Source organism: Paenibacillus suaedae (genome assembly GCF_032337355.1).
Lineage (GTDB): Bacteria > Bacillota > Bacilli > Paenibacillales > Paenibacillaceae > Paenibacillus_B > Paenibacillus_B suaedae.
The window spans coordinates 1,447,532-1,469,141 of record NZ_JAVYAA010000001.1 but is presented as its reverse complement, the minus strand read 5'-3'; the positions used below and the strand labels follow the sequence as shown (position 1 = coordinate 1,469,141).

Here is a 21,610-nt window from a genome sequence, read left to right as displayed (position 1 = left end):
CGCGGCTTATCGATTAGATAATTCTGATCCATAACAGGGCGTCATCGCCATGCACCTTATAGGTATCGTTCATTCCGCGCAGCAAACCCTTTTCATGTCCGACTGACTTACTCTCTTTTTTACGTACCCTTCCTATTTGCTCAATGTGAGTGCAGCAGCGATAAGAAGAAAGGCCAGTGTGAGCGCATACATAACAATTGCTGTTGGGCTGGTCTGCTGACTTGGAAATGCATCCTCTGCTTGATATAACAAACTTGGCTGACCTAACTGAGTTACATCTTCTTGCGCATGCACGATTTGCAAGGTACATATCTTAGACGCATCAGGTATGGAAAAAGTTTCAACCCACACCCATCCCTTGGTCAAATGAGAGTTGAAAATTGGTTGGCTTATGGTGACTAGAACTAGACTAGCCTACTGCATACCAATACGAAATAACTTCCAGTTATAGATAGGATCTAAATACGGGTCAAGTTATGCAGAAATGCGAACAAGTGCTATAAAGAAATAAAGAAGACTGATATCAGTCTTCTCTCATGGCACAAGCAATTGCTGCATCATTATAAAGTCCTCTTTACTTCGTCTAACTAATGGGTGTTCCTTCACTTCATGAACGAGTCGGGAAGCTTCTTTCACAGCTGTGCTGTATTGATCATGGGTAATGCGTCCCCACTCCAGAGCTTCTTCCAGCTCATCTTCATCCAAGAGGAAGATATGGCCCGATGGCAGCAGCACAACATCTAAGTATAAGTCGTCGAAATAGGGGATGCCCCGATCATCCGTTCCGACCGGTTCACAAACATCCACGTACCACTGCATGACCTCCCCCTGTTCATCAAATACAGTCGTAATGGAATAATGCTTATGCAGGGGGAAATATTGCATCCAGCAATATCCTGTATCTACGAGCTTTATTCTCTTCCCGTCCATTGTCACTGTTAACGGCTGCCGCACCGCATTGAATTTAATCAGAGAGATGTAGCCTGTAAATTCGGGAGAATCTACTTCAGTTAGCGCGAACTGCTTGGACAAAATCCGTTTCCAATCGTAGCGATCTGCGTGTTTTCTCTTCATGTGGCAACCTTCCTCAGCTCGGATGCCGTCTCTTTATTTCCCATTTGTCGAGCACTGCAGTTCGTCACCTGTATCTGCAGACAGACAAGAGAGGCCCAGCTTCAAATTTCCTTTGCTACGATTATACCTTACTCGCAAGCGTTCGGCATGTGATATATTGTCATATCTCCTTATTTTCCGCGAGATGACCAGCTTATGTCGAGCAGAGACACATCATCCTCCAGCATTTCTCCATTTCGATGCTCCAGCTTGTGGCGAAGCAGTTCGTCTGCAGGCGGATACGGCAGGCTGTCCAATTCGGATAACCCGTCGGTATACACCATCAGCCGAAAGGGTGCATTGCCTTCAATATGGTGGTGCAAGGTATGAGCTCTTCCGCCGATGAGACCACGATAGACTGACCACCGTTCTCCACTTGAGCTGGAAGTCTCGAACAGATTGCAGCTTTCTTGTCCATGCTGCCATAACCGACGTCGCCCGTCCCCATGCCATGCAAGCCATATTCGACTATACGGCTCTGCTTCATCCGTTCCATCAGTGCCATCGATTCGCCCGCAGGTAAACATCGCCTCGCTGCCGATTCGTTTCTTGTCTTCCAATACTTCCTTCACAAGTGGAGGGAGTCCCGAGGGAATCGGCAGTCCAGACATTTGCTCAGCTGCTGCATCACGTAGAGAATCCAGATAAGCATGCAAAGACTCGGCATTCAATTCAGACTGAACAGCAATCCAGTCCAATAGATGGGCACCTAGAAACCTCGCAGCAAAATCTCCTTGGTAGCTCAAACTAACCCCATCGCATAATACAAAGCTGAGCGAACCACCATCTATGCGAAAGGCCAAATAATCTTGATTGTTATCCTTATATTGCGCCGTCTCTCCCGCTCGTGCGTAAGCAAATCTACAGCGAAAAGAGGATTGCTCGATCGTCATTAACGGCTGATCCACCTGTTGGGAACAACGGTAGTGAAAGGATGTCAGACTCAATCGGATTCACCCTGCCTTTCTTACGTAATCCAAGCTGTATCGTTGTACAATAAGCATACGGAGATTGAATAGCTTCCTGCAATCTCTCCTCATTGTGAAATCCCTTCGTTAGGAATCAATTAACGCACAGGAGTAGCGGCAGACATTTGGAATCCGATCGAGACCAGCTCTGGACAATTTCCGGGCAGCATCATGTAGGCTCCTGATGAGAGGTGATAATCCGCCTCCACCAACATCTCACGATAGCTTTCCGGCAAGATCGAAGACATGCTTCGCAGCTTCTGTGCATGTTCATCGGTAAGAACGGTATCCTGCACGATTCCCTTCCACCTGCGGGGTTCTTCAATTGGTGTATCCAACATGTGATCCGTAATAAATATATTCTCGATAAGCACATTGCCGTCCGGCACACTCATTTGCATAATCCGCCTAGCAATTGGCGCTGGATCATCCCCGGTAGCAACTCCGTCCGTCATATGGCAAATAAGCGGAGCAGGACAGTCCTGCATATGAGGCAGCTCGGCCTCCAGCAGTCTCTCTGCCTGAAGGAACGCCTTGGCTGCATCAGAGAAGCGAACCGGCGTCAAATCAGGTAATGCCCCCATGCTTGCAATCTCGTCAATTCCCTTGATGCCATTCAGCACATCATAGACATCGTCACTGTAGGCCAATATTGCAATGCGATAGCGCGGTGTCAGACGATTTCCCTTCGTAGAACGGAATACCATCTGTCGAATCGCTTGGGATAATGCGTCATATACTACATCGATTCGCCGTCTTCCGGCCATCGTCATATTCATGGAAGCACTGATATCAATTAAATAGATGAGAAGTGCAGGCGTGCGCTGTGAAGCCTGTATCGTGTAGTTCATCCGTCCAATTCACCTCATAGCATGTTATTTCAATCGTGCCTGATCCGCTTAAATGTCTGGCAGCATATAGGACGTATCATTCAAGAACTTATAAATATGTCCGGCCCTCGTCCCCACCTTGCCTACATTTTTGAAGTAGTCTGGATCCTTTTCATACCGTTCTGTAAACTCTAATGCATACTTTGAAGCATTATTCACATTATTTCTTGATAGTGCATTATACGCCTTATTGTAAGAGGCAATCAGCAGTACCACATCACGACTGCGAATCTTCTTTAATTGAGCAGCTTTCTCCGCAGCCTGTGCGGCCTGTGCCGCTTCCAGCCGTTTGCGCTCCTGCTCGCGAGCCTGTTCCATTCTTGTCTGTTCATCCCGCTTCTTCTTCTTCCACTCCACATACTTCTCATATTGCTCTTGTTGATCATACTGGGCCTGCAGGCGTTTCCGCTCCGCATCCTTCTTCTTCTGTTCCTCCAGCTTCTTGATGCGCTGCTGTTCCTCTATGCGCTTCTGCTCATCTTCCTTGCGTTGCTGTTCCTCTTGCTTGCGCGCTTCCTCCTTGCGCTGTTCTTCCTCACGAAGCCGTTTTGCTTCTTCCTGCTTCCGTTCCTCTTCCGCCTTCAACTGTTGAGTCTTTGCGTCAAGCAGCGCTTGTTCTTCCGCAGCCTTCTTAACCGCATCTTCGTTCATCTGATTCACCACAAAAGCTCCACAGCCAAGCAATAGGAGTGCTGACGCTACACTAATGATCGCAATCGCTCGCTTCCCTAGCTTGACCTTAGACCGTGGCATTTGATCTGCTTCCCTTGCAAGCTTCTGCTCCAAGTCTTGAATCGCCGCAGCCAGCTCAATATGCATCGGACTTTCCTTCTCAACAAAATGATGAGCCGATCGGTACACTTCCAAGGCACTTTGCAGTTGATTTTGCTCTTCTAGTTCTCTTGCCTGCCGGAACAGGCGATTGACCACATCCGGATCAACATCAGCCCGAGCAGGAATAAGGGGGGCGGATACTGCATCGGGTTGTACAGCAGAATTCTTTGTGCATCCTTCCGCCTCTTTATCTATCGCTTTATCCTCTGAACGCTGCTCATGAATCGCTTGCGTTCCTTCTGGCGCATTCTGCTGCTTAACGTCCATAACGATCTGTTCTTCCTCGTCTACGCCATTAAGCACAATCAACCATTCACCAAAGGTCGGACAACTGCTCAAATCCTGGCTTTCCCAAGCGCGTGAGAACAGATCCGATACTTTGCTGCCATATCGTTCTGTTAATACATGCTTCAATCCCTCATAGCGCTCGCAGGAGGTTTGCATTTCACGTTGGTCGAAATAGCTCTCGCCCCATGCCTTATCCACGATCTGCTGAGATGACCAACCAAGCATCTCTGCAAAAAGAATGCTGCCTGCGAATCGATCTGCATATGCACTCCACATCCCTGTCAGCAGCGCACGATGTGCAGCATATCCTGGAGAGCCACTGAACAGCACATCCGGTCGATCCATCTTAGGACTATAGAGCTGCTCCACATCTACCAATTCAATCGATGATGCCTTCGAACTCTGCTTAACTTCCGAGAAAAACGGAAGCATGACATTCGGCGCAGACAAATCGCAATGTGCCAGACCTCGCTGCTCCATACCGGAGCATACTCGTGCGAGCGATTTGGCAATCTGCAGGCTGTCATGGCGTGTCAGCCGATTATGTTCTGCAACGATATCCAGCCACGTCGGGCCATGTATCCACGGCATTACCACTGCATAGAGCAAATCCGTGCTCTTCTGGATAAGTCCTCCGTTTTTCTCAGGGGTCAATACGTTCCGACTGCACACGCTTAGTCCTGGAAGCTCACTATAGGTATCGAGCAGCTCAGATTGATATACCATCGCAGGGATACGATACTTCGGATGGAACACTTTGAGCGCCTTTGCCTCTACAGCATCTCCTCGGGTTGGAAGCAGCTGATAGATGACACCCTGTCTGCCAGCCTGCGCATATACGAGGCCAGGAGCTGCCGGATGTTCGCCGAACCGATATTCGATATCTTGAATAATGATCGTATCTCCTGATTGTGGCTGAAATGACATAATTCCTATCCTCCCGAGATGATGCATCTGTATGATGTAAGAAAAACCGGGAGTGTCCTACGCCCGGCTTCCTCTTCGTATTCGAGTAAGAATTGAACGATTAGCGCTGTTCATCCACAGAGCGGAACTTCTGCGCAATAGCCTTCAATTCTTCGCTAATTGTGTTCAAGGTTTGAACGAAGGATTGCATCTGCTTGCTTGCTTCTTGGAATTCTTGGAAGAAGCGCTGTTTCGTCATCCCTTCCCATTGACCTTCCATTCCTTGAATAGCCTGTGTCAGGGTGGCCACGATCTGTTGACTCTGATCTCCACCCTGCTTGAATTGATTCGATACTTGATCAACCTGTTCCGGTGTAATTAAAATGCGACCTGCCATGTTTGTTCCTCCTTTTGGTAGACATAGACATTTGAACGACAAATAAATTATGCAAATATTTCTATTAATAATTGTACATGAAATCTATTACAAATTTAAAAGAGTCTGCAGTCCTAATTCTAAAATGTGGACTCCTGAGCCTGAGGAACGCTCTGAAGTACGAGTTGGAACTGCTCTTCTTCCACATCGGTATAGCCAACGTGGACAATCATTTCAATGTCTTCCTGATTGAACAAATAGGAGTAGTTCTCATCAATATACCCTTCAGGATATATGACTCCCAAATAGTCGAACAAACGGTTCGTAGTGATCTGCAGCTGCTTGCGGCCATATATCATTAATTTTTTGCTTCCTTCATGCAGCAGTACGATAGAGCCGAGTGGAAGCAATGCATCCTCTCCATTCCCAACATGTTGTTGTTCAGTCTGATTCCCCATAATTCATCCTTCCCTTTCTACTCTTGCATCCTACAATTCTTATCGAAGCTGCACACGCGATGCGACGAGCTGATCATATTAACCAATATACAAATAACATGAGCAGTATTCTGATCCTACAGAGCGATAAATAAATATCATAATATAGTTCCTATGTCATAAATTAGGTTAGTCTATTAGCCCCGTTTTAATAGCTTCAACTAGGCAGTAGTTTACCTACTGAACCGAACATATCTGAAACCTTATTCACGACTTTGCCAGCAGCCTTCGTTGCACCGCTCTTCACCGCTTTAACGCCATCTTGAACAGCATCAGTTGCCACTTTCGTTCCGCTCGCAACGGTATCAGTCACGGTATCCACCACAGTGTCAACGGCATCAACCGCATGGGTCTTGATAGACTTGCCATTAATGGTTACCTCCGTAACCATAGAGATAGCAGCTCCTGTTGCTAACCCTACTCCTGCCCCTACAATAGTGCCGGCAACAGGAACGACTGAACCTACCCAGGCTCCCACGGCAGCACTCGCTGCCATGGTACCTACTCCGATTGATCCATTCACAACAGTACTGGCAGCTGCACGACTAGGGCCACCTTTCTCGTAATCCGTCATGACTGCGGTACCTGTATCGTATGCAAGCCCCGCATATCCAAGCTTTGCACTCCATCCCTTGATAGAGAGCGATTCCTTTGCTGCAACTACTGGATCAACGAATTTCCACACATTTGCATGATTCGCTGCATTCGATGCCGCATATCTCGTTCCTTGAATCCCCTCAGACAGTGCGAATTTCGATCTTGCACCGCTGATTGTCACGTAGCCGTCTCCACGAACATTCACATTGAACCCGCTCTTCGCCATATTGATCATGCGGTATCCGTCTTTGCCATAGCCATACATTTCAGGAGTCGTTGGCTTCCAATTCCAACCGCCTGAACCTTTATCCTCTTGTGTGCCAATCGCCCGAACAACCGCATTTGGGTTCGATATGGCGCCTACCTGTGTCCCTAGAGCAGGGATAATCAGTGATGCCCCCCCAATCCCTATCGTTGAATATAATGACGCCGCCGAACCGATTTGATAGGCATGGCCTAGAATCGGGTGCGCTTGCTGATCAGCTGATTGAAACTGATCCGCCTTGGACTGAAGCTGCTGGCTTAAATCAAACAAAAGCGTATGTATTTGAGCCGATAACCGAGAAGCTTGCTGCCATTTTTCTCCGATCGCAGCCTTAATAGAAACCTCCCACTCCAGCGTCTGCAGAGAACGTTCCAATGACGATTGAATCGCATTTAATTGCTCCGCTGTTGCCTGCAACTGACGGCTCCCCTGACGAAGCGCATCCGGCGTTACGATAATGCGCACGATGTCACCTTCCTTCTTCTATAGAATGCTGGCGTTCCCACTCGATTAACAGGCCTTCAAGTTGTTCCTTTGTTGTTAATGTGGCAGTCAGCCAATCCTCATCACCTTTGGAGCTTTGCCGAATAAGCCAATTGCGGGAACCTCCGACGAGAAAAGCTGCTCCCTGTACATCCCAGCTTTTCTCATTCCACACAAGAAACAAGAGCTCCCCTTCTGCGGTACGATGCTTCAGCGAATGCGCCAGGGCCATTGCTCCCGCTTCCTCTCCATCGAAGGTCATTAGCTGACTTGTCATTTGCTCTACGGTAAGATCATCTGCATGCTCATAGAGTTTATGGAAATGCCTTTTGGACAGCATAACAGCAGCTATCTCGCTTTCCGGCTGATCAGCCCAGTTCATGCGGTTCACAATGACAGAACATGCCTCATTCGTCGAGTCATATTCTCGAAAGGAGCAAATTTCCGGTTGGAGCCGCTTCTGTGCTCGTTCGATGACTAGTTCATTCGTAAAATGAAAATAGCCTTCGTATACTTCGCGATTAGGCCCCTCATCTGCTGCATTTGAAAACCGAACCCAGCAGGATCGATTTGCCAATCCCGTTACCGCTACCGTTGAATAGACGTGAGATGGCATAGCCAGCTCTCTGCCTCCAGGCTCTTCCGTTAAGTATCCCTTGCGCAGCAGCGCAGCTTTGACCTTATTCCATTCTTCTGCAATTTCCTCAGTTAGATAGCCCCGAAATGGATCCTCAATCCCAAGCAAGCGATCAGATCCAATGATTCCAGCAAGAAAATACAATTCTTTTACGTGAAGCTCAATACCACTTCTGCCATCTTGCGCTTGTAGATATGGTTCGTTACTCGTCACCAATGTGTCCACCCCCCATCAGACCCGCACTTTCCAACGTTTATGTATAAGTGTTGTCCATGCGGCCGGAGTCCATATTTCATCGTAGGGTATTGCTGTCTTTATTTTTGTAAATTTACGTCTAACAAAATATCCTTGACCAGGAGGAAGCACCTTCGACCCACTAGGACCAGAAGACTGCGACTCTGAGATCGGGATTCGGAAGAAGGACAGATCATTCGCATCAATCGTCCCAAATAAAAATCCAGCTTGCGATGCTTTGACATCGTTAAACCAGTCCACCCCGAAGGTTGGAAAATCAGACGGAACCCCTGCCAATACGAGATGTACCCCTTTATCCCGACCTTGGCGTACGATCGCAGACAGTTGATCTTTGACCGTGTAATCCGTGAGCTGCTTGCACAGCATATCTGCATCATCCATAACCAGCAGTAGGATTGGATCCCCTCCATCCTTACTCCGGGACGAGACCTGATCATATACTTGCTGAATGAATCCAGGAATTCGCTCTTCCTCTGTTACAATCTCCCTTACATGAGGCAAGTCTCTTAGCGAAGCAACGCCATTGTCCCCATATCGAACATCAATCGCATAGATATGCAAACGTTCTGGAGACATATGATAAGCCAAAGACAGCATCCAGCTCGTAAGGAATGAGGTCTTGCCACTCTCCATAGGACTTGCGACGACGAAGTGAGGACCTTCCTTCAAATTGACCAGATATGGCTCCAAATCATCTGTGCGCACGCCAACAGGCACGGGTTGCAACCGTTCCGAGCATTGCAGCTGCTCCGCTTCTATGATCTCGCTTTCCTCGTATGAATCGTCGTGCAGCTTCAGCAGTTCACTAAGACGCACACGCTCAGGCAAGCTGCGAATGAGTGGGGCTGCAGCCCCTTGCCAGGAATTGTGCATCAATCGAATCTGTGAACGCAACTGAAGAACACGTTCTACATCATTGTTCCCATCCGCAGGATAAGCAGTCTGGAATTCGATCGGTACCCCGTTATGCTTAATGAGTCCGCGACCTGCCTGCAGCCGCGCCGGCGTTCTAGCCGGTCTGCCCACAGCAAAGTAATAGTCGCTTGGATCAGCTAATTCATACGAAATCGCATTCGATATATTGCTACGGAATTTGTCAAAAATATCGGTTACGCGATTGGCTGTAATCACGAATGAAATGGCCAAGCTGCCGCCTTCTCGAAGCAAATATTCCAAACATTCATTCTCATCCGGATAGGAAGTTCGGAAATTCAAATACCCGTCAATGATAACAACAATATTCGGCACCGATAGCTGTGTTACCTGCCGATAAGAAGCAATCGTCTTGACGCCGGCTTCGGACAACATCTCTGTTCGTTCCTTCACCTTCGCAAGAAGATAGCGGAACAGCCGCTTGAGTCTATCTTCATCCTCACCTGCAATTACCGCGCCCACATGAGGCAAGCCAGCATAATCCTTCAGCATACGCCCCATATCCACAACATAGCCGTGCCAGACATCAGGTTCATACTGCTCAGCGAGAGACATGAGAAGTGTCTGTACAAATGTTGTCTTTCCCGTTCCCGGCATTCCGTATACTGCCCAATGTTCATGATCCATTTCGATGCCAAGCGGCTCCTGCCGTTGGTTCATGACGTCATCCAGCAAGCCTACAATTGGTTGTATTCCCTTAAAATCACCGGGAACACCTGACAACGTCCGTGTACGCTTGAACAATTCACTGCGACCTAGCTCTTGTGGCAGCGGGGCGAGCCATGGCCCTTGCAATCGATTAATTTCCTCACAACATGCCGCCTCGGCAACAGCATCAATGAATACTTGAAGCTGCTTCAGCTGATCTTGCTCATCATAGGCCGACAATAGTGTATCACTAGGCAGCAAAGCCTCCATCTTCCCGTTCAGACGAACCTCGCTCACTTCAATTCGCAGCGGCTGACCTTCCTGACGCTTTACCAGATAAGGTGCACCGCTCCATGCGAATTGCATCTCCTCGAACACTTCGTCACTGCCCACCTGAAAATACCCGCGCCCCGGATGCGTAATCCAAGCTGCATTCGGAATTTTGAGCATATCCCGACTATCGCCTTCACTCTGAACACGAAGGCAGATGCGGAATCGTGTATTGCTCCATATCTTCTCATCCACTACCCCGGCAGGCTTCTGAGTCGCCAGCAGCAAGTGAACACCTAATGTACGTCCAATAGCTGCTATACTGATCAACTCATCCATGAATTCTGGCTGCTCCTTCTTAAGCTGAGCAAATTCATCAATGATGATGATCAAGTGAGGCAGCGGATTCTGATAGCGAAGCGGCGACTTGTAATACTCGTCAATATGCTGCATGTTTCCCGCATCATTCAAGATGCGTTGTCTGCGAATCAGCTCAGCACGAAGCGATACCTGTGCACGCTCGATCAGGCTCTCGTCTAGATTCGTAATGGTTCCTACGACATGAGGAAGCTTCTCGAACGTATTAGACATTCCTCCGCCCTTGTAGTCGATCAGCATGAAGGCCACATCATGAGGGTGGTAATCAGCTGCCAGTGAAGCAATTAGCGATTGAATAACCTCACTTTTGCCTGAGCCTGTTGTTCCTGCGAGAAGTCCATGTGGACCATGTCCCTTGCGTTCAATCTTGTCATGGAGATTCAAGGACACCAGCTTGCCACCAGCACGCACACCTACGGGCACTGGCAATGTATCTGGATATCGATTTCGATTCCAGCGTTCCACCAGCTTCAATTGCTCAACTTGTTCTACACCGAACATATCGAACAACGTTAGAACGGGTGGAAGATCTGAAGCAGCAGAACGCTTCAAGCGAATCGGCGCCATATATCTTGCCAGCGTATCGATCTTGTCAGCAGATAAATGATCCATATGGAAGGAATGCTGAACGATCCCCTCCTGATCCGTTTTTTGCGTAGATACAGCAGTATCTGCACCGACTTCTACAATAAGGCGGCATTGCATCGGAAGCCGCTCCTTGCGATCAGACAGCACTAGGGTACAGCTGTCCACTCGGCTCGCTTCTTCTAATAGAAGAGGATATAGCGGCTCTTCCTCGATCATTTGGCTATCCTGCAGCAGAACAACATAAATGGGAAGCTGCTTCTTCTTCTCGCCGGTCGTCTGGAAACTCTTGCGACGATTTAGAATTCCATACAATTGATCAGCCAATTGATGTGCCGTACTACGCCGATCAGCCAAATAACGCTGTGTGCGATCATCATTCCATGTATGCGGAAGCCATCGCAGCCAGCCCCAATTCTCTGCTTCCTGCTCATCGTAGAGCGCAGCTAGCTTCACCTCATCAGGCGAATGCCTTGTCGTCAGCTGAGCAATCACAATCCGTACTGCTTCCATAACGGAAGCTTTGTCTCCAACGATTCCGACTACCTTCGACTCATACAACGGCAAGGTAATTGGAACCTCATCTACACTGCGAGAATCTTGTTCGAGCTTATGAGCCGCCTCGATAAGTGGATCCTTCTCGTAGCCATCGGTTCGCGGAGTAATGATTGGCATATAAAAAGGCACTTCTCCGGTGCCAATGCGAACATCCATAAAATCAACATCAAAAGGCCCGCGTTCCCACAGGCTGCTGTTGCGATTTTTCACAATTTGATGGCACACATCTGGATCACCATGAATCGCATACATCGCTGTTCGCTGCTCATGTTGCTTCTCGATAATCTCCAGGCGATGCTTCTCCAATTGAGCCAGATACATCTGACTTCGTTCCGCCTGCTTGCGCACGTACTGTCTTTTGTTGCTCAAATACAAGAAAAATGGAAGCGTATAGGACATAAGCATCATCGAGATGGTAATCATTTGAAACATCATATAGTTACTATTGCCCATCTTCCCTGACATGGACATATATATGTAGAATCCGATACTGACCAAGGTCATCACAATCGGAATAATCAGTGTAACGATAGAGAACGTCGGACGCGACGGTTCAGCAGGAGGTCGTAATATCTCAAGCTTCTCCTCTGGTAATTCCGGCTTAATGCGAGGCGATCTCTGATACATCACGTTCACATTGAACAACTCCTCGTCTCGTTCCTCTTGTCACGACTACTCAGTATGTTCATCAGCCTCATCGAGTTGGAACAATGCTCGGCGACCAAACGATGGTGCTGAATCTGTAGTCGTGGAGAACGCTCGCTGTACGCGAATGTATGCCCCTTCACGGACACCTGCCTCCAGCAAACGCTGCTGCTCAGGAACAGTACTCCATAATCCTTCTGGCTGCTTGACTTCCAATATATATTGCATATGATTCTTCGGTGGTTCTCCGAATAGCTTCAGTCCAAGTATTGCCTTCAACTGAACTACTGTACAATCATCCGCTACATCAATATCGAACCACTCACGGCCTTGTCTTCCAAAAGAGACGGTAAGTATCATAAGCTAAGGCACCTCTCACACCAGCACGTAGTGATAAGTCAACTCTAGCACCATTTGACTATTATTGTCAATTTATGTGAAATCACACTCTATTAATTCGTTATTCCTACCAAATTTACTCCAAATCTATTACTTCTCTGTTTAGTATATATTGGGATCACACAATTACAATAAGCCCAAAGACGGGGTTTAACCCCAGAATATCCCTCAAATAGACTGGTAATAGAGATTCATAGTGTACCTCTCTTAGTCTTGATATTGTGCAATTAACTGCTCCGCCTTCTGCTGAATCAACTCTATAATCTCTGGAGGTTCGATGACATGCGCATCTGTCCCCATTCCAAACAGAATGTCCGCCAAATAGCCTACCTCAGTCGCCGCGATCACGTGATTGATCACACCCGTCCCATCTTCGCGCACAGTCAGCGACTTATCCAACCATGGATCGGTTTGACATTTCCGAACCCCAAGCTTCGTCAATTCCACATAAATGGCAACAACATCGTCCTTCAGTTGGGGAGGCTCGAACCACTCTTCCAAGCTCATTAGCTCTAACATAGGTACCGTATGCTGCTCAACCTCGTTCACCTCAAGCATGCAATCCGCACGGAACAACCGATACCCTTTCCGCTCCATACAGTAGGCTGGGCAATACCAATAGCCATTATGGGCATATATGCCGATTGGGACGATATCGCGCAATTCCTCTCCTCTGATGGAAGCATAACGGATCTGGATCACCTTATTGTCGAGCGAAGCATGCAGCAATTGCTGCAAATGCGGTATATCCTGTTCACGAGGAGGAACCCAAAATCGTACACAGCGCTTCATCGCGTCGATTTGCTTTTGTGTATGTGGAGACAGCACCTGATAGAACTTCGATAACGCTCTCGTGGCATCCTTGCCAAATGGGATTGTCTTATATTCTTGCAGCAGCTGAACGGCGAAAAAGACAGCAAACGCCTCCTGCTCCAGAAATGTCAGCGGCGGAAGCAGCTTCTCCTTCAACAAACGAAACCCGCCCCTGGGTCCATACTCCGTATATAGAGGAACACCAAGCTCTTCTAATTGGCGCAAATCCCGCAATATTGTCCGTACGGATACACCACTTTCTTCCGCCAGCTCACGCGCGGTAAACTGCTGCTTCTTGTTCACGATCATCATCAACTCAATGAGTCGCTGGGATTTGTTCATGCCCAAGACTCCCCCTCCCCCCTATCGTAAAACGATTTCATAACTATGACATGATTTGTCATGGTTAGATAGTACAGTATGAGCAGTACGAGATACAAGGAGGAAATAGAATGATACGTAAAATGGAATGTGCCGCATTATATACTGCCAACATAGAGGAATCCGTTGCTGTCTACACCGCAATTGGGTTAAAAGAGAGTTGGACGATCACACGCCCGCTTCCAAATGGGGAACCATGGACAATTGTGGGGTTGTCTTTCCCAGATGAACGCAGCTCAGAGCTTGTGCTGCAGAACAACCCTGAGTTGAAAGAAATCGATATCGAACTTCTCGTTGATGATGTACGAGAGACGTATGCGAAACTGCAAGAACGGACTGATATTCATTGGATTCGAGAACCGTTCCCTACCGAATCTGGACACGTTGCCGTCATGGAAGCTCCAGATCACAACGTGTTCGTTCTAGTTGGCAAATAGTGAAGAATATTGAGGATGGGATTGCGGTGTACATACGACTGGCAAAATGGGAAGAAACGAGCGCAATTACGCATTTCTTCAATGAAAGAATAGATCTGCACCATGATGGGTTGACAAGCGGAGAGCTTCGCTGTCCAGATGGGGTTGCTGCTGCAATTAGACGCAAGCAGCTGCTTGTCGCCGTCATCGGCCTGCGATTGGCTGGAGCATTGCGGTTCTACCCTCGCAAAGGGAGTGAGCGCATCTCTCTCTATCAATTTGCTGTAGCGGAACCGTTCAGGGGGCAGCATCTATTGCGACAAATGCTGGATACCTTAGCTCCTCATCCGATAGAATCAGCCTGCCCTATTCAGTTCAGCTTCAATGGATACTATGAGCAGAATGGATGGAAGCTGGAAGGTTCGAGTGCAACCCACAATCGTTGGGTTCTCTACGTCTAGATGAACAAAGAGGAAAGAGGGAAGGATGCATACTCGCTCGCTCCTTCCCCCTTTATTCATGGTTTGATGCTAGACAGCCTTAGTTAGCTGTTAGCCAAGTATCCCTTCTCCACTGAACTGCGGATGAGTTCTTCTGCTAGCTTCCCCAGTTCCGGAGCCCCATCTCGGATTGCTTGAATCCGCGCCAACACTTGCTCACTCGTTACCTTATGCTCTTTCCACAACTTGCCTTCTGTCACATAGTTGTGAAGCAGCGGCTGCAAACGATCAAGTGCAACGGCAAATTGCGCTTCCGGTGTCTGACGCTGCTCATATTCCGTCCATAATTGTGTTAGCGCCAGTTTCTGATCCTCTGGCAAGATGCCAAACAACCGCTTGGCCGCCTTTGACTCGCGCTCGAACTTGCTTGCATTGCCTTCAGCGTCATATGCAAAGGTATCCCCTGCATCAATCTCGACCACATCATGAATAATTAACATTTTGAGCACACGGAGCAAATTCATATTGCGTTCACTTGTATATTCGTGCAGCAGCATTGCCATCGCTGTCAAATGCCATGTGTGCTCAGCATCATTCTCATGGCGGCTTCCATCAAGCAAATACGAACGACGAAACACCTTCTTTAATTTATCCAATTCCTTCACAAATTCAAGTTGCTTCATTAATCTTTCATTTATGCCCGCCATGAACGTCATTCCCCTTCGTCATCCTTACGCTATCCGTGCAGGATTCCCCTGCTGCAGATGCTTCTACATCTCATTATCTCACAGCCATTCGAAATTGCATAATGGCAAAAAACACGATAATCATTGACCTATCTCGTCATTTCTCAAATATTTCCTAGTTCTTAAGAGGTAGTGGAACTATAATAGAATTGATCCATAATACCTATGCGAATAGAAAGGGGTTACCACGATGAAACGTGTAAGATGGAGTAAGCTGATAGCCGTAAGTACTGCTTGTATCGTTGCGATGACGACATTCTCATCGATCTCAATCGCACACCCTGGCCGAACAGATAGCAACGGGGGTCATACGTGTAGAACGAATTGCGAAAAATGGGGACTGGAGTATGGGGAATACCACTATCACAATGGTGGATCTAAGTCTTCTTCTAAGAAGAGTTCGTCATCCAAATCATCCAACTCTTCCAAATCTTCATCATCTAGTAAATCAACAACAAAAAACAAAAACAACGCTAAACCTGGTAACACAACTAATAAACAGGCAAAAGAAAACAAACCTGTCGTCACGGAAGTAGCTGCTGCCATCACTCTTAACAAGGAAGCAACTAAACTGCCTATTCAGGCTGTACGCCATGACAGCCAGCTTATGCTTCCACTTATCGATACCTTAAAGGCACTACAAGCAAACTATTCGGTTAAAGACAACAAAATCTACATATCTTCATCGAAACGGCAAGTGATTGTCCCAATTAAGCATAACCATTACACCTTCTCCATTGACGGAACGATTAATAAACTTACGACTCCCATGATTGTATACAAAGGCAAGTTCATGGTTCCACTTCAGTTGCTTCGTGATGCATTGCCGGGCACTGTGGAATGGAATGAGTCAGCGAAAACAATAAATATCTCCCTTTAGAAAAAGTAACAGCCCCAAAGATGTCGCATCCGATGCAGCTGCATGGATTGTGACTATTCTTTGGGGCTATATGTGTCTGAAATTAGAATCAAAATCCATCCTGAATTTCTAGTAATCCCTTCACCCTGCCGACTTCGGGATCTGTCTCGATGAAGCGCATATCTACGAATTTAATTTGGATAACACTCGTTCTACTATCTTATCCGCAAGTTGATCGAAGAGGGTGTCTTCCTCCCGCCGCCTTAACGATGGATTTCCACCGCTTGTAACACCCATCCGGCTTCGTATGTCTACGAGTTCCGCGACCTGCTCACTTGACAATTCATTCGTGCGGCCAAGCAACCTGCTCGCATACATGTACATCAGTGCATAATGCTCTAGCGATTCCATTCGGAAATAGGCTTCTGTCATATCCCTCCCCCACGTTAATGCACCATGATTCGCTAGGAGCACAGCATGATATCCTTTGCAATATGGGGCAATCGAATCGGGAACCTCCTGCGTACCTGGTGTCGCATAGGGCGCAACGGCTACTCGTCCCAGATTAACAATTGCCTCGGGAGAAATAGCTTGATCCAGATCAATCCCCGCAATAGCAAATGCCGTTGCCACTGGAGGGTGCGCATGAACAACAGCACGTACCTCCGAGTTCTCCTGATATACTCGCAAATGCATCTTAATTTCAGAAGAAGGCTTGTATGTACCCGACAAAACATTACCCTGCATATCCATCTCCACCAGCATGTCAGGTGTCATATAGCCCTTGCTTACCCCTGTCGGTGTAGCCCAAATGGTACCCGCTTCGGTCTTCATCGTAATATTCCCATCATTTGCAGCCACATAATTCCGTGCATACATCCTTCTGCCGATGTCACAGATGAGTTCTTTCATTTCCGTATCTGAGTTAGCTTGCAGCTTATTCAATCCTTCACCCCCCCTGTGTCTCTGGCTTGTCTCCACATCAAACATAAAGAGGCTTATATCTAAAGTTCGAATCCTCGTATGCCACATATTTAATATTCGTACTTTATATCCGTTTTGTCAATGCATTGTGTTGTTTTGTGTGGATTGTTTATGTATGAAGTTGGCAAGCTATAGAGAGGAGATATGATATAATGGAGTTAAAATCAAACATAAGCGGAGAGAACGGACAATATGCTGCCTATTACGAGAAAAGCGAAAATTAAAGATATCATCCAAGAGGAGAAGAGCGTTACGGTCGCCAAGCTTACTTCACTATTTCAAGTCACGGAGGAGACCATTCGTCGAGATTTGAAACAACTAGAAGAGGAAGGCGTATTGACTCGAACTTATGGAGGTGCGTACATACCTGATGGTGTTCAAAATGATATCAATATCCAGCTCCGAGAACATATCCATGTTGATGGCAAGAAGCGAATTGCAGCGCAATGCGCTCAATTCATTTCAAACGGCGATTCTATTTTCTTAGATGCCTCTACCACCTCGCTGTACATCGCACAACAGATTCAAGAGCAGCGTCTGACGGTCGTAACCAATTCAATTAAAATTATTAATGTATTGATGGACAGTCCACAAGTGCATCTCGTTGTCATTGGCGGCGGCATATCCTCCAGTTCTATGTCGGCTCTGGGCAGGAATGCGGAAGTGAACATGAAGAGCTATTTCTTCGATATAGCATTCATCTCCTGCCGGTCAGTCAGCATCCAGCATGGACTGACAGACTCCAATGAACAACAAGCTGAGGTACGGCGCATTGCCGCAGAACGGGCAAACAAGGTATATTTAGCTGCGGACTATACGAAATTCGATCGAACTTCTTTCGCAAGTATATGTGATTTGGATCAAATCCACACCATTATTACCGATCAGCGTTTGGATGAAACATGGCATGAGGTCACTAGCACGAAGGGGATCTCCTTATACGAATGCGAATAAATACATGTACAATAAGAAAACCCCTGACAGACAAATCGCCTTGTTCGTTGTCGATTTGCATGCAGGGGATTTTTGTTTAGAAACGGATTCGTCTCATTATATAAACTCGATTACTTTAAGCAGTCGATCAACCCTTCTTAGACGCAGCTTCCTTGCGGAACATCTCTGACAGAGAATCTGCAAACGGCGGATAAGCAATGCCATGCTGCGTGACGATTGCTGTGATGAGAGAATGATCGGTCACATCGAAGCTAGGATTGTATACCTTAACCCCTTCTGGCGCCATTGGCTGCTCATACCACTTGCTCGTTACTTCACTGTCAGGACGCAGCTCGATATGAATATCGTCGCCTGTCTGGCACTCCAAATCCACCGTAGATAATGGCGCGCATACATAGAACGGGATGCCATAATGCTTTGCCAGGATGGCCACACCAGAAGTGCCAATCTTGTTCGCTGCATCACCGTTCGCCGCCACTCGATCGCAGCCGACCAATACAGCTTGTATCTTGCCTTCCTTCATAACGATAGATGCCATATTGTCACAGATCAACGTTACATCCACGCCTGCTTCCTTAAGCTCCCAGGCCGTTAAGCGAGCCCCTTGCAGCAATGGACGCGTCTCATCTGCGTATACCTTGAACTGATAGCCCTGCTCTTGGCCAAGATGGATAGGTGCAAGAGCTGTTCCATACTTCGCTGTTGCAATGGCCCCCGCATTGCAATGTGTCAAGATGCCCCAGTTCGGCTGCAATAGAGACAAGGCATAGCGTCCAATGCTCTCACATACTTGTTCATCCTCTGCACGAATCGCTTCTGCTTCCTCTTTCAACGCTGCCTTAATCTCAGCAACAGAGCGATCCTGCACCTGTTCCATCCTTGCTTCCATACGATTCAGCGCCCAGAATAGATTCACTGCCGTAGGTCGCGACGAACCCAAGTATTGCTTCGCTTTGCCGAAGTCTGCGAAGAATTCCTCATACGTGTCCGCCGAGGATCCCTTCACACCCAAATATACCCCGAATGCCGCCGCAATGCCGATAGCAGGCGCACCACGCACCTTCAAATGATAGATAGCATCCCAAATATCTTCGAGCTTCTGAAGCTCGAGATATACGGTTTCATTTGGGAGACGTGTCTGATCTAGAATGATTAGCGTATTCTTCTCATCCTCTAACCGAACTGACGATATCATGCTGACTGTTTGACCGCTGTTCATTTGACTCATCCTTCCATCCTCCCATTCTATCGGCTGTACATCTCGCTGCTTGAACTGATGATACGGAAATAGTCACTGCCTCGCTTCATGTCAGAACGATCCATAATGAACTGCTTGCCCATGATGAGACACATCCGCTCAGCACGCTCTCTTGCATCAGCATCAGCAATGGATGCAATCTCTCTCACATGCGCGATGCCGAGTGTGCGACGGCACAATTCAAGCCCCGCAACACCCGCTGCATCCTTCATAATCAGATCAAGATAATATCGATCGAATCCGGGATACGAAGCTGACTTATCTAGAACAGATGTTGACCATAAGGATAAGAATTTCGTTTGGAATTGGTCAACAACGTCTTGAATCGTTTCAATGATCCATTCCATATGACGTTCCTTCAAGTCGCCCGCTTCCATTGTACATTCTGCATTCACATAGGCAAAGATTAAGTTTGCAATAATATTGCCCACATCGTATCCTGCTGGCCCGTAGAAAGCAAACTCCGGATCAATCACTTTGGTCGAATCCTGCTTCACGAAGATTGATCCTGTATGTAAATCGCCGTGAATCAGAGATTGAGTATGCGTCATAAATTCAAACTTCATCTTCGCCGTTTCCAGCAGCAACGCTTCATCTTCCCACAAATGCTTAGCTGCGAATTCACGAATCGGCTCGTAGACATCGTTTCTCGCACAATTGTAGAATGGCTCCGTATATACAAGATCTTCGGTAATCTCACACAAATCAGGATTAATAAACGCCTTAACCTGTTCTTTCTTCTCCTTATGATTCATGACAACATCAGATGTCAACAGCAATGTGTTCGCCATAAATGTCGTAATATGCTCCACGAACAGAGGGAACTGCTCCCGGTTCAATAACGCGGTGCGCATAATGACATGATCGGACAAGTCCTCCATCACACAGCAGTTCATGATCGGATCATAGTTGTATACTTCCGGGACAAGTCCAGGTGCAAGCTCATTTTGGATTTTCAGAATCTCGCTTTCGATGCGATTGCGGTCAGGAGATACCTTGAATTCATCCGAAATCCGCGCTACAGGGCCTGCTTGCTTAATGATAATAGAACGCTTCGACTGCTCATCGACGAGCCGGAACACGTAATTTAAGTTGCCGTCCCCAATCTCCTTGCAGGTCAAGCTCGCATCCTCGGAGAATACATCCAGCTTCGTTAACGCATAGTCGATTACATCTGCTTCTTGCATTGTAAAGTACGTTGTATATTTCATTCCTTTTCCCTCCCGTAAGCCTTATTTTTTCTTGTAATACGTTAATGCCAGTGCAAATGCGAGCACCGTCCCCTTCACGATGTCCATCGCATAGTATGGAACCGACATCATGACAAGACCATTTTGCAAGATCCCAATCAGGATTGCTCCAATGAATGTACCGAATGCATTCGGTTTCCCAGCACCTGCTACAGAGAAGCCGATGAAGGCTGCCGCTACTGCATCCATCAAATACGGCGCACCAGCATTCACCTCTGCAGTCATAACACGCGAAGCGAGTATAATGCCGCCAATCGCCGCAAACCCTGCTGATAGAATATAAGCAAGCACTCGGTACTTATTGACCGCGATTCCTGACAGTTTCGCCGCCTCGATATTGCCCCCAATTACATACATATATCTGCCATGCTTCGTGTAGTTCAAGAATATGTGCACAACAGTGACTACAATGAGCATTATGACAATAATCCAAGGAACTTGCCCGATCTTAGCAAATAAAGCACTTATCTTCCCCGTTGCGAACGAGCCATCTGGCATCACCATATTTTGCGAGACAGTCGCCCCTCTTGTATAGGTAAGCGCCAAGCCTTGTATAATGAACATCGTTGCCAGCGTCATAAGCATGTCCGGTATTTTCACCTTCACAATCATGAACGAGTTCACTACCCCTGCAATCAGACATACCAGGATCGCAGCAATGATCGAGATGAATGTATTTTGCGAATGCCATACAAACATAGAAATAACGATCGCATTTGCAAGCGAAGCGACGGAACCAACGGACAGGTCAAAACCGCCTACCGCAAGCGAGATCGTAATCCCGATAGAAATAATGGTTACGATCGAGATCGAACGCAAAATATTAATAATATTGGACGGCAGCAAAAAGCTGCTTGACAGCGTTCCGAACACAGCGATCAATAGCAAGATTGTAATGATGGTTCCGTATTTATATAAAAAATCGAAAAAGTCAAACGACTTGGGTGTCTGTCCTTGAGCTTGACTACGCCGAATTATGCTCAT

Annotated in this window: 20 protein-coding genes; 4 read left to right on the top strand and 16 right to left on the bottom strand. The window is 47.2% G+C overall.

Going from position 1 to position 21,610, the window contains the following annotated elements; genetic code table 11:
* Nucleotides 1-534: 534 nt before the first annotated feature.
* From RQP50_RS06465 to RQP50_RS06415, 11 genes are all read right to left on the bottom strand, one after another.
* Nucleotides 535-1,074, bottom strand: coding sequence for a DUF402 domain-containing protein (locus RQP50_RS06465; RefSeq protein WP_072727827.1), 540 nt, complete (start codon nucleotides 1,072-1,074; stop codon nucleotides 535-537).
* Nucleotides 1,075-1,244: 170 nt separating this feature from the next.
* Nucleotides 1,245-2,060 carry a hypothetical protein gene (locus RQP50_RS06460; RefSeq protein WP_139295272.1) on the bottom strand — a complete coding sequence of 272 codons (816 nt, stop codon included), beginning with the start codon at nucleotides 2,058-2,060 and terminating at the stop codon, nucleotides 1,245-1,247.
* Nucleotides 2,061-2,179: 119 nt separating this feature from the next.
* Nucleotides 2,180-2,932, bottom strand: a complete 753-nt coding sequence (locus RQP50_RS06455) for a vWA domain-containing protein (protein ID WP_021261879.1) — start codon at nucleotides 2,930-2,932, stop codon at nucleotides 2,180-2,182.
* A gap of 48 nt (nucleotides 2,933-2,980) precedes the next feature.
* On the bottom strand, nucleotides 2,981-5,020 hold the full coding sequence (locus RQP50_RS06450; RefSeq protein WP_315744114.1) for a serine/threonine-protein kinase: 2,040 nt from the start codon (nucleotides 5,018-5,020) through the stop codon (nucleotides 2,981-2,983).
* Between the two features lie 100 nt (nucleotides 5,021-5,120).
* Nucleotides 5,121-5,396, bottom strand: a complete 276-nt coding sequence (locus RQP50_RS06445) for a WXG100 family type VII secretion target (RefSeq protein WP_021253116.1) — start codon at nucleotides 5,394-5,396, stop codon at nucleotides 5,121-5,123.
* 119 nt (nucleotides 5,397-5,515) lie between these two features.
* A complete protein-coding gene (locus RQP50_RS06440) occupies nucleotides 5,516-5,833 on the bottom strand; it encodes a DUF4176 domain-containing protein (protein WP_021253117.1) in 318 nt (105 codons plus the stop codon).
* A gap of 196 nt (nucleotides 5,834-6,029) precedes the next feature.
* The gene (locus RQP50_RS06435) at nucleotides 6,030-7,199 is read right to left on the bottom strand and encodes a WXG100 family type VII secretion target (protein WP_072727824.1); all 1,170 of its coding nucleotides are present in this window, start codon (nucleotides 7,197-7,199) and stop codon (nucleotides 6,030-6,032) included.
* Between the two features lie 4 nt (nucleotides 7,200-7,203).
* The gene (locus RQP50_RS06430; RefSeq protein ID WP_315744109.1) at nucleotides 7,204-8,067 is read right to left on the bottom strand and encodes a hypothetical protein; all 864 of its coding nucleotides are present in this window, start codon (nucleotides 8,065-8,067) and stop codon (nucleotides 7,204-7,206) included.
* 18 nt (nucleotides 8,068-8,085) lie between these two features.
* Entirely contained in the window at nucleotides 8,086-12,117 is a 4,032-nt protein-coding gene (gene essC / locus RQP50_RS06425; protein WP_315744107.1) for a type VII secretion protein EssC, read from the bottom strand.
* Between the two features lie 36 nt (nucleotides 12,118-12,153).
* A complete protein-coding gene (locus tag RQP50_RS06420; RefSeq protein WP_021253121.1) occupies nucleotides 12,154-12,486 on the bottom strand; it encodes a hypothetical protein in 333 nt (110 codons plus the stop codon).
* 246 nt (nucleotides 12,487-12,732) lie between these two features.
* The gene (locus tag RQP50_RS06415) at nucleotides 12,733-13,680 is read right to left on the bottom strand and encodes a helix-turn-helix transcriptional regulator (RefSeq protein WP_315744105.1); all 948 of its coding nucleotides are present in this window, start codon (nucleotides 13,678-13,680) and stop codon (nucleotides 12,733-12,735) included.
* Nucleotides 13,681-13,790: 110 nt separating this feature from the next.
* On the opposite strand from RQP50_RS06415, the gene RQP50_RS06410 reads away from it, so the two are divergent.
* Nucleotides 13,791-14,156, top strand: coding sequence for a VOC family protein (locus tag RQP50_RS06410; protein ID WP_072727822.1), 366 nt, complete (start codon nucleotides 13,791-13,793; stop codon nucleotides 14,154-14,156).
* A 26-nt stretch (nucleotides 14,157-14,182) separates the two neighbouring features.
* Nucleotides 14,183-14,596 (top strand): GNAT family N-acetyltransferase, encoded by a 414-nt coding sequence (locus tag RQP50_RS06405; protein ID WP_315744103.1) that lies wholly within the window; start codon nucleotides 14,183-14,185, stop codon nucleotides 14,594-14,596.
* Nucleotides 14,597-14,679: 83 nt separating this feature from the next.
* On the opposite strand, the gene RQP50_RS06400 is transcribed toward RQP50_RS06405, so the two are convergent.
* Nucleotides 14,680-15,282 carry an HD domain-containing protein gene (locus RQP50_RS06400; protein WP_315744102.1) on the bottom strand — a complete coding sequence of 201 codons (603 nt, stop codon included), beginning with the start codon at nucleotides 15,280-15,282 and terminating at the stop codon, nucleotides 14,680-14,682.
* Nucleotides 15,283-15,568: 286 nt separating this feature from the next.
* Between RQP50_RS06400 and RQP50_RS06395 the strand changes: the two genes are divergently transcribed.
* A complete protein-coding gene (locus RQP50_RS06395; protein ID WP_227774476.1) occupies nucleotides 15,569-16,201 on the top strand; it encodes a copper amine oxidase N-terminal domain-containing protein in 633 nt (210 codons plus the stop codon).
* A 162-nt stretch (nucleotides 16,202-16,363) separates the two neighbouring features.
* Here the strand turns inward: RQP50_RS06395 and RQP50_RS06390 are convergent, their stop codons facing one another.
* Nucleotides 16,364-17,092, bottom strand: coding sequence for a class II aldolase/adducin family protein (locus RQP50_RS06390; protein WP_072728476.1), 729 nt, complete (start codon nucleotides 17,090-17,092; stop codon nucleotides 16,364-16,366).
* A gap of 264 nt (nucleotides 17,093-17,356) precedes the next feature.
* Between RQP50_RS06390 and RQP50_RS06385 the strand changes: the two genes are divergently transcribed.
* Complete coding sequence (locus RQP50_RS06385; RefSeq protein WP_315744100.1) at nucleotides 17,357-18,118, top strand: DeoR/GlpR family DNA-binding transcription regulator; 762 nt, start codon at nucleotides 17,357-17,359, stop codon at nucleotides 18,116-18,118.
* A gap of 127 nt (nucleotides 18,119-18,245) precedes the next feature.
* On the opposite strand, the gene mtnA is transcribed toward RQP50_RS06385, so the two are convergent.
* From mtnA to RQP50_RS06370, 3 genes are read right to left on the bottom strand one after another with little or no spacing between them, the layout of a single operon-like run.
* Nucleotides 18,246-19,346 carry an S-methyl-5-thioribose-1-phosphate isomerase gene (mtnA, locus tag RQP50_RS06380; protein WP_315744098.1) on the bottom strand — a complete coding sequence of 367 codons (1,101 nt, stop codon included), beginning with the start codon at nucleotides 19,344-19,346 and terminating at the stop codon, nucleotides 18,246-18,248.
* A 17-nt stretch (nucleotides 19,347-19,363) separates the two neighbouring features.
* Nucleotides 19,364-20,587, bottom strand: coding sequence for an S-methyl-5-thioribose kinase (gene mtnK / locus RQP50_RS06375; protein WP_315744096.1), 1,224 nt, complete (start codon nucleotides 20,585-20,587; stop codon nucleotides 19,364-19,366).
* A gap of 21 nt (nucleotides 20,588-20,608) precedes the next feature.
* Nucleotides 20,609-21,610 (bottom strand): ABC transporter permease, encoded by a 1,002-nt coding sequence (locus RQP50_RS06370; protein WP_072727815.1) that lies wholly within the window; start codon nucleotides 21,608-21,610, stop codon nucleotides 20,609-20,611.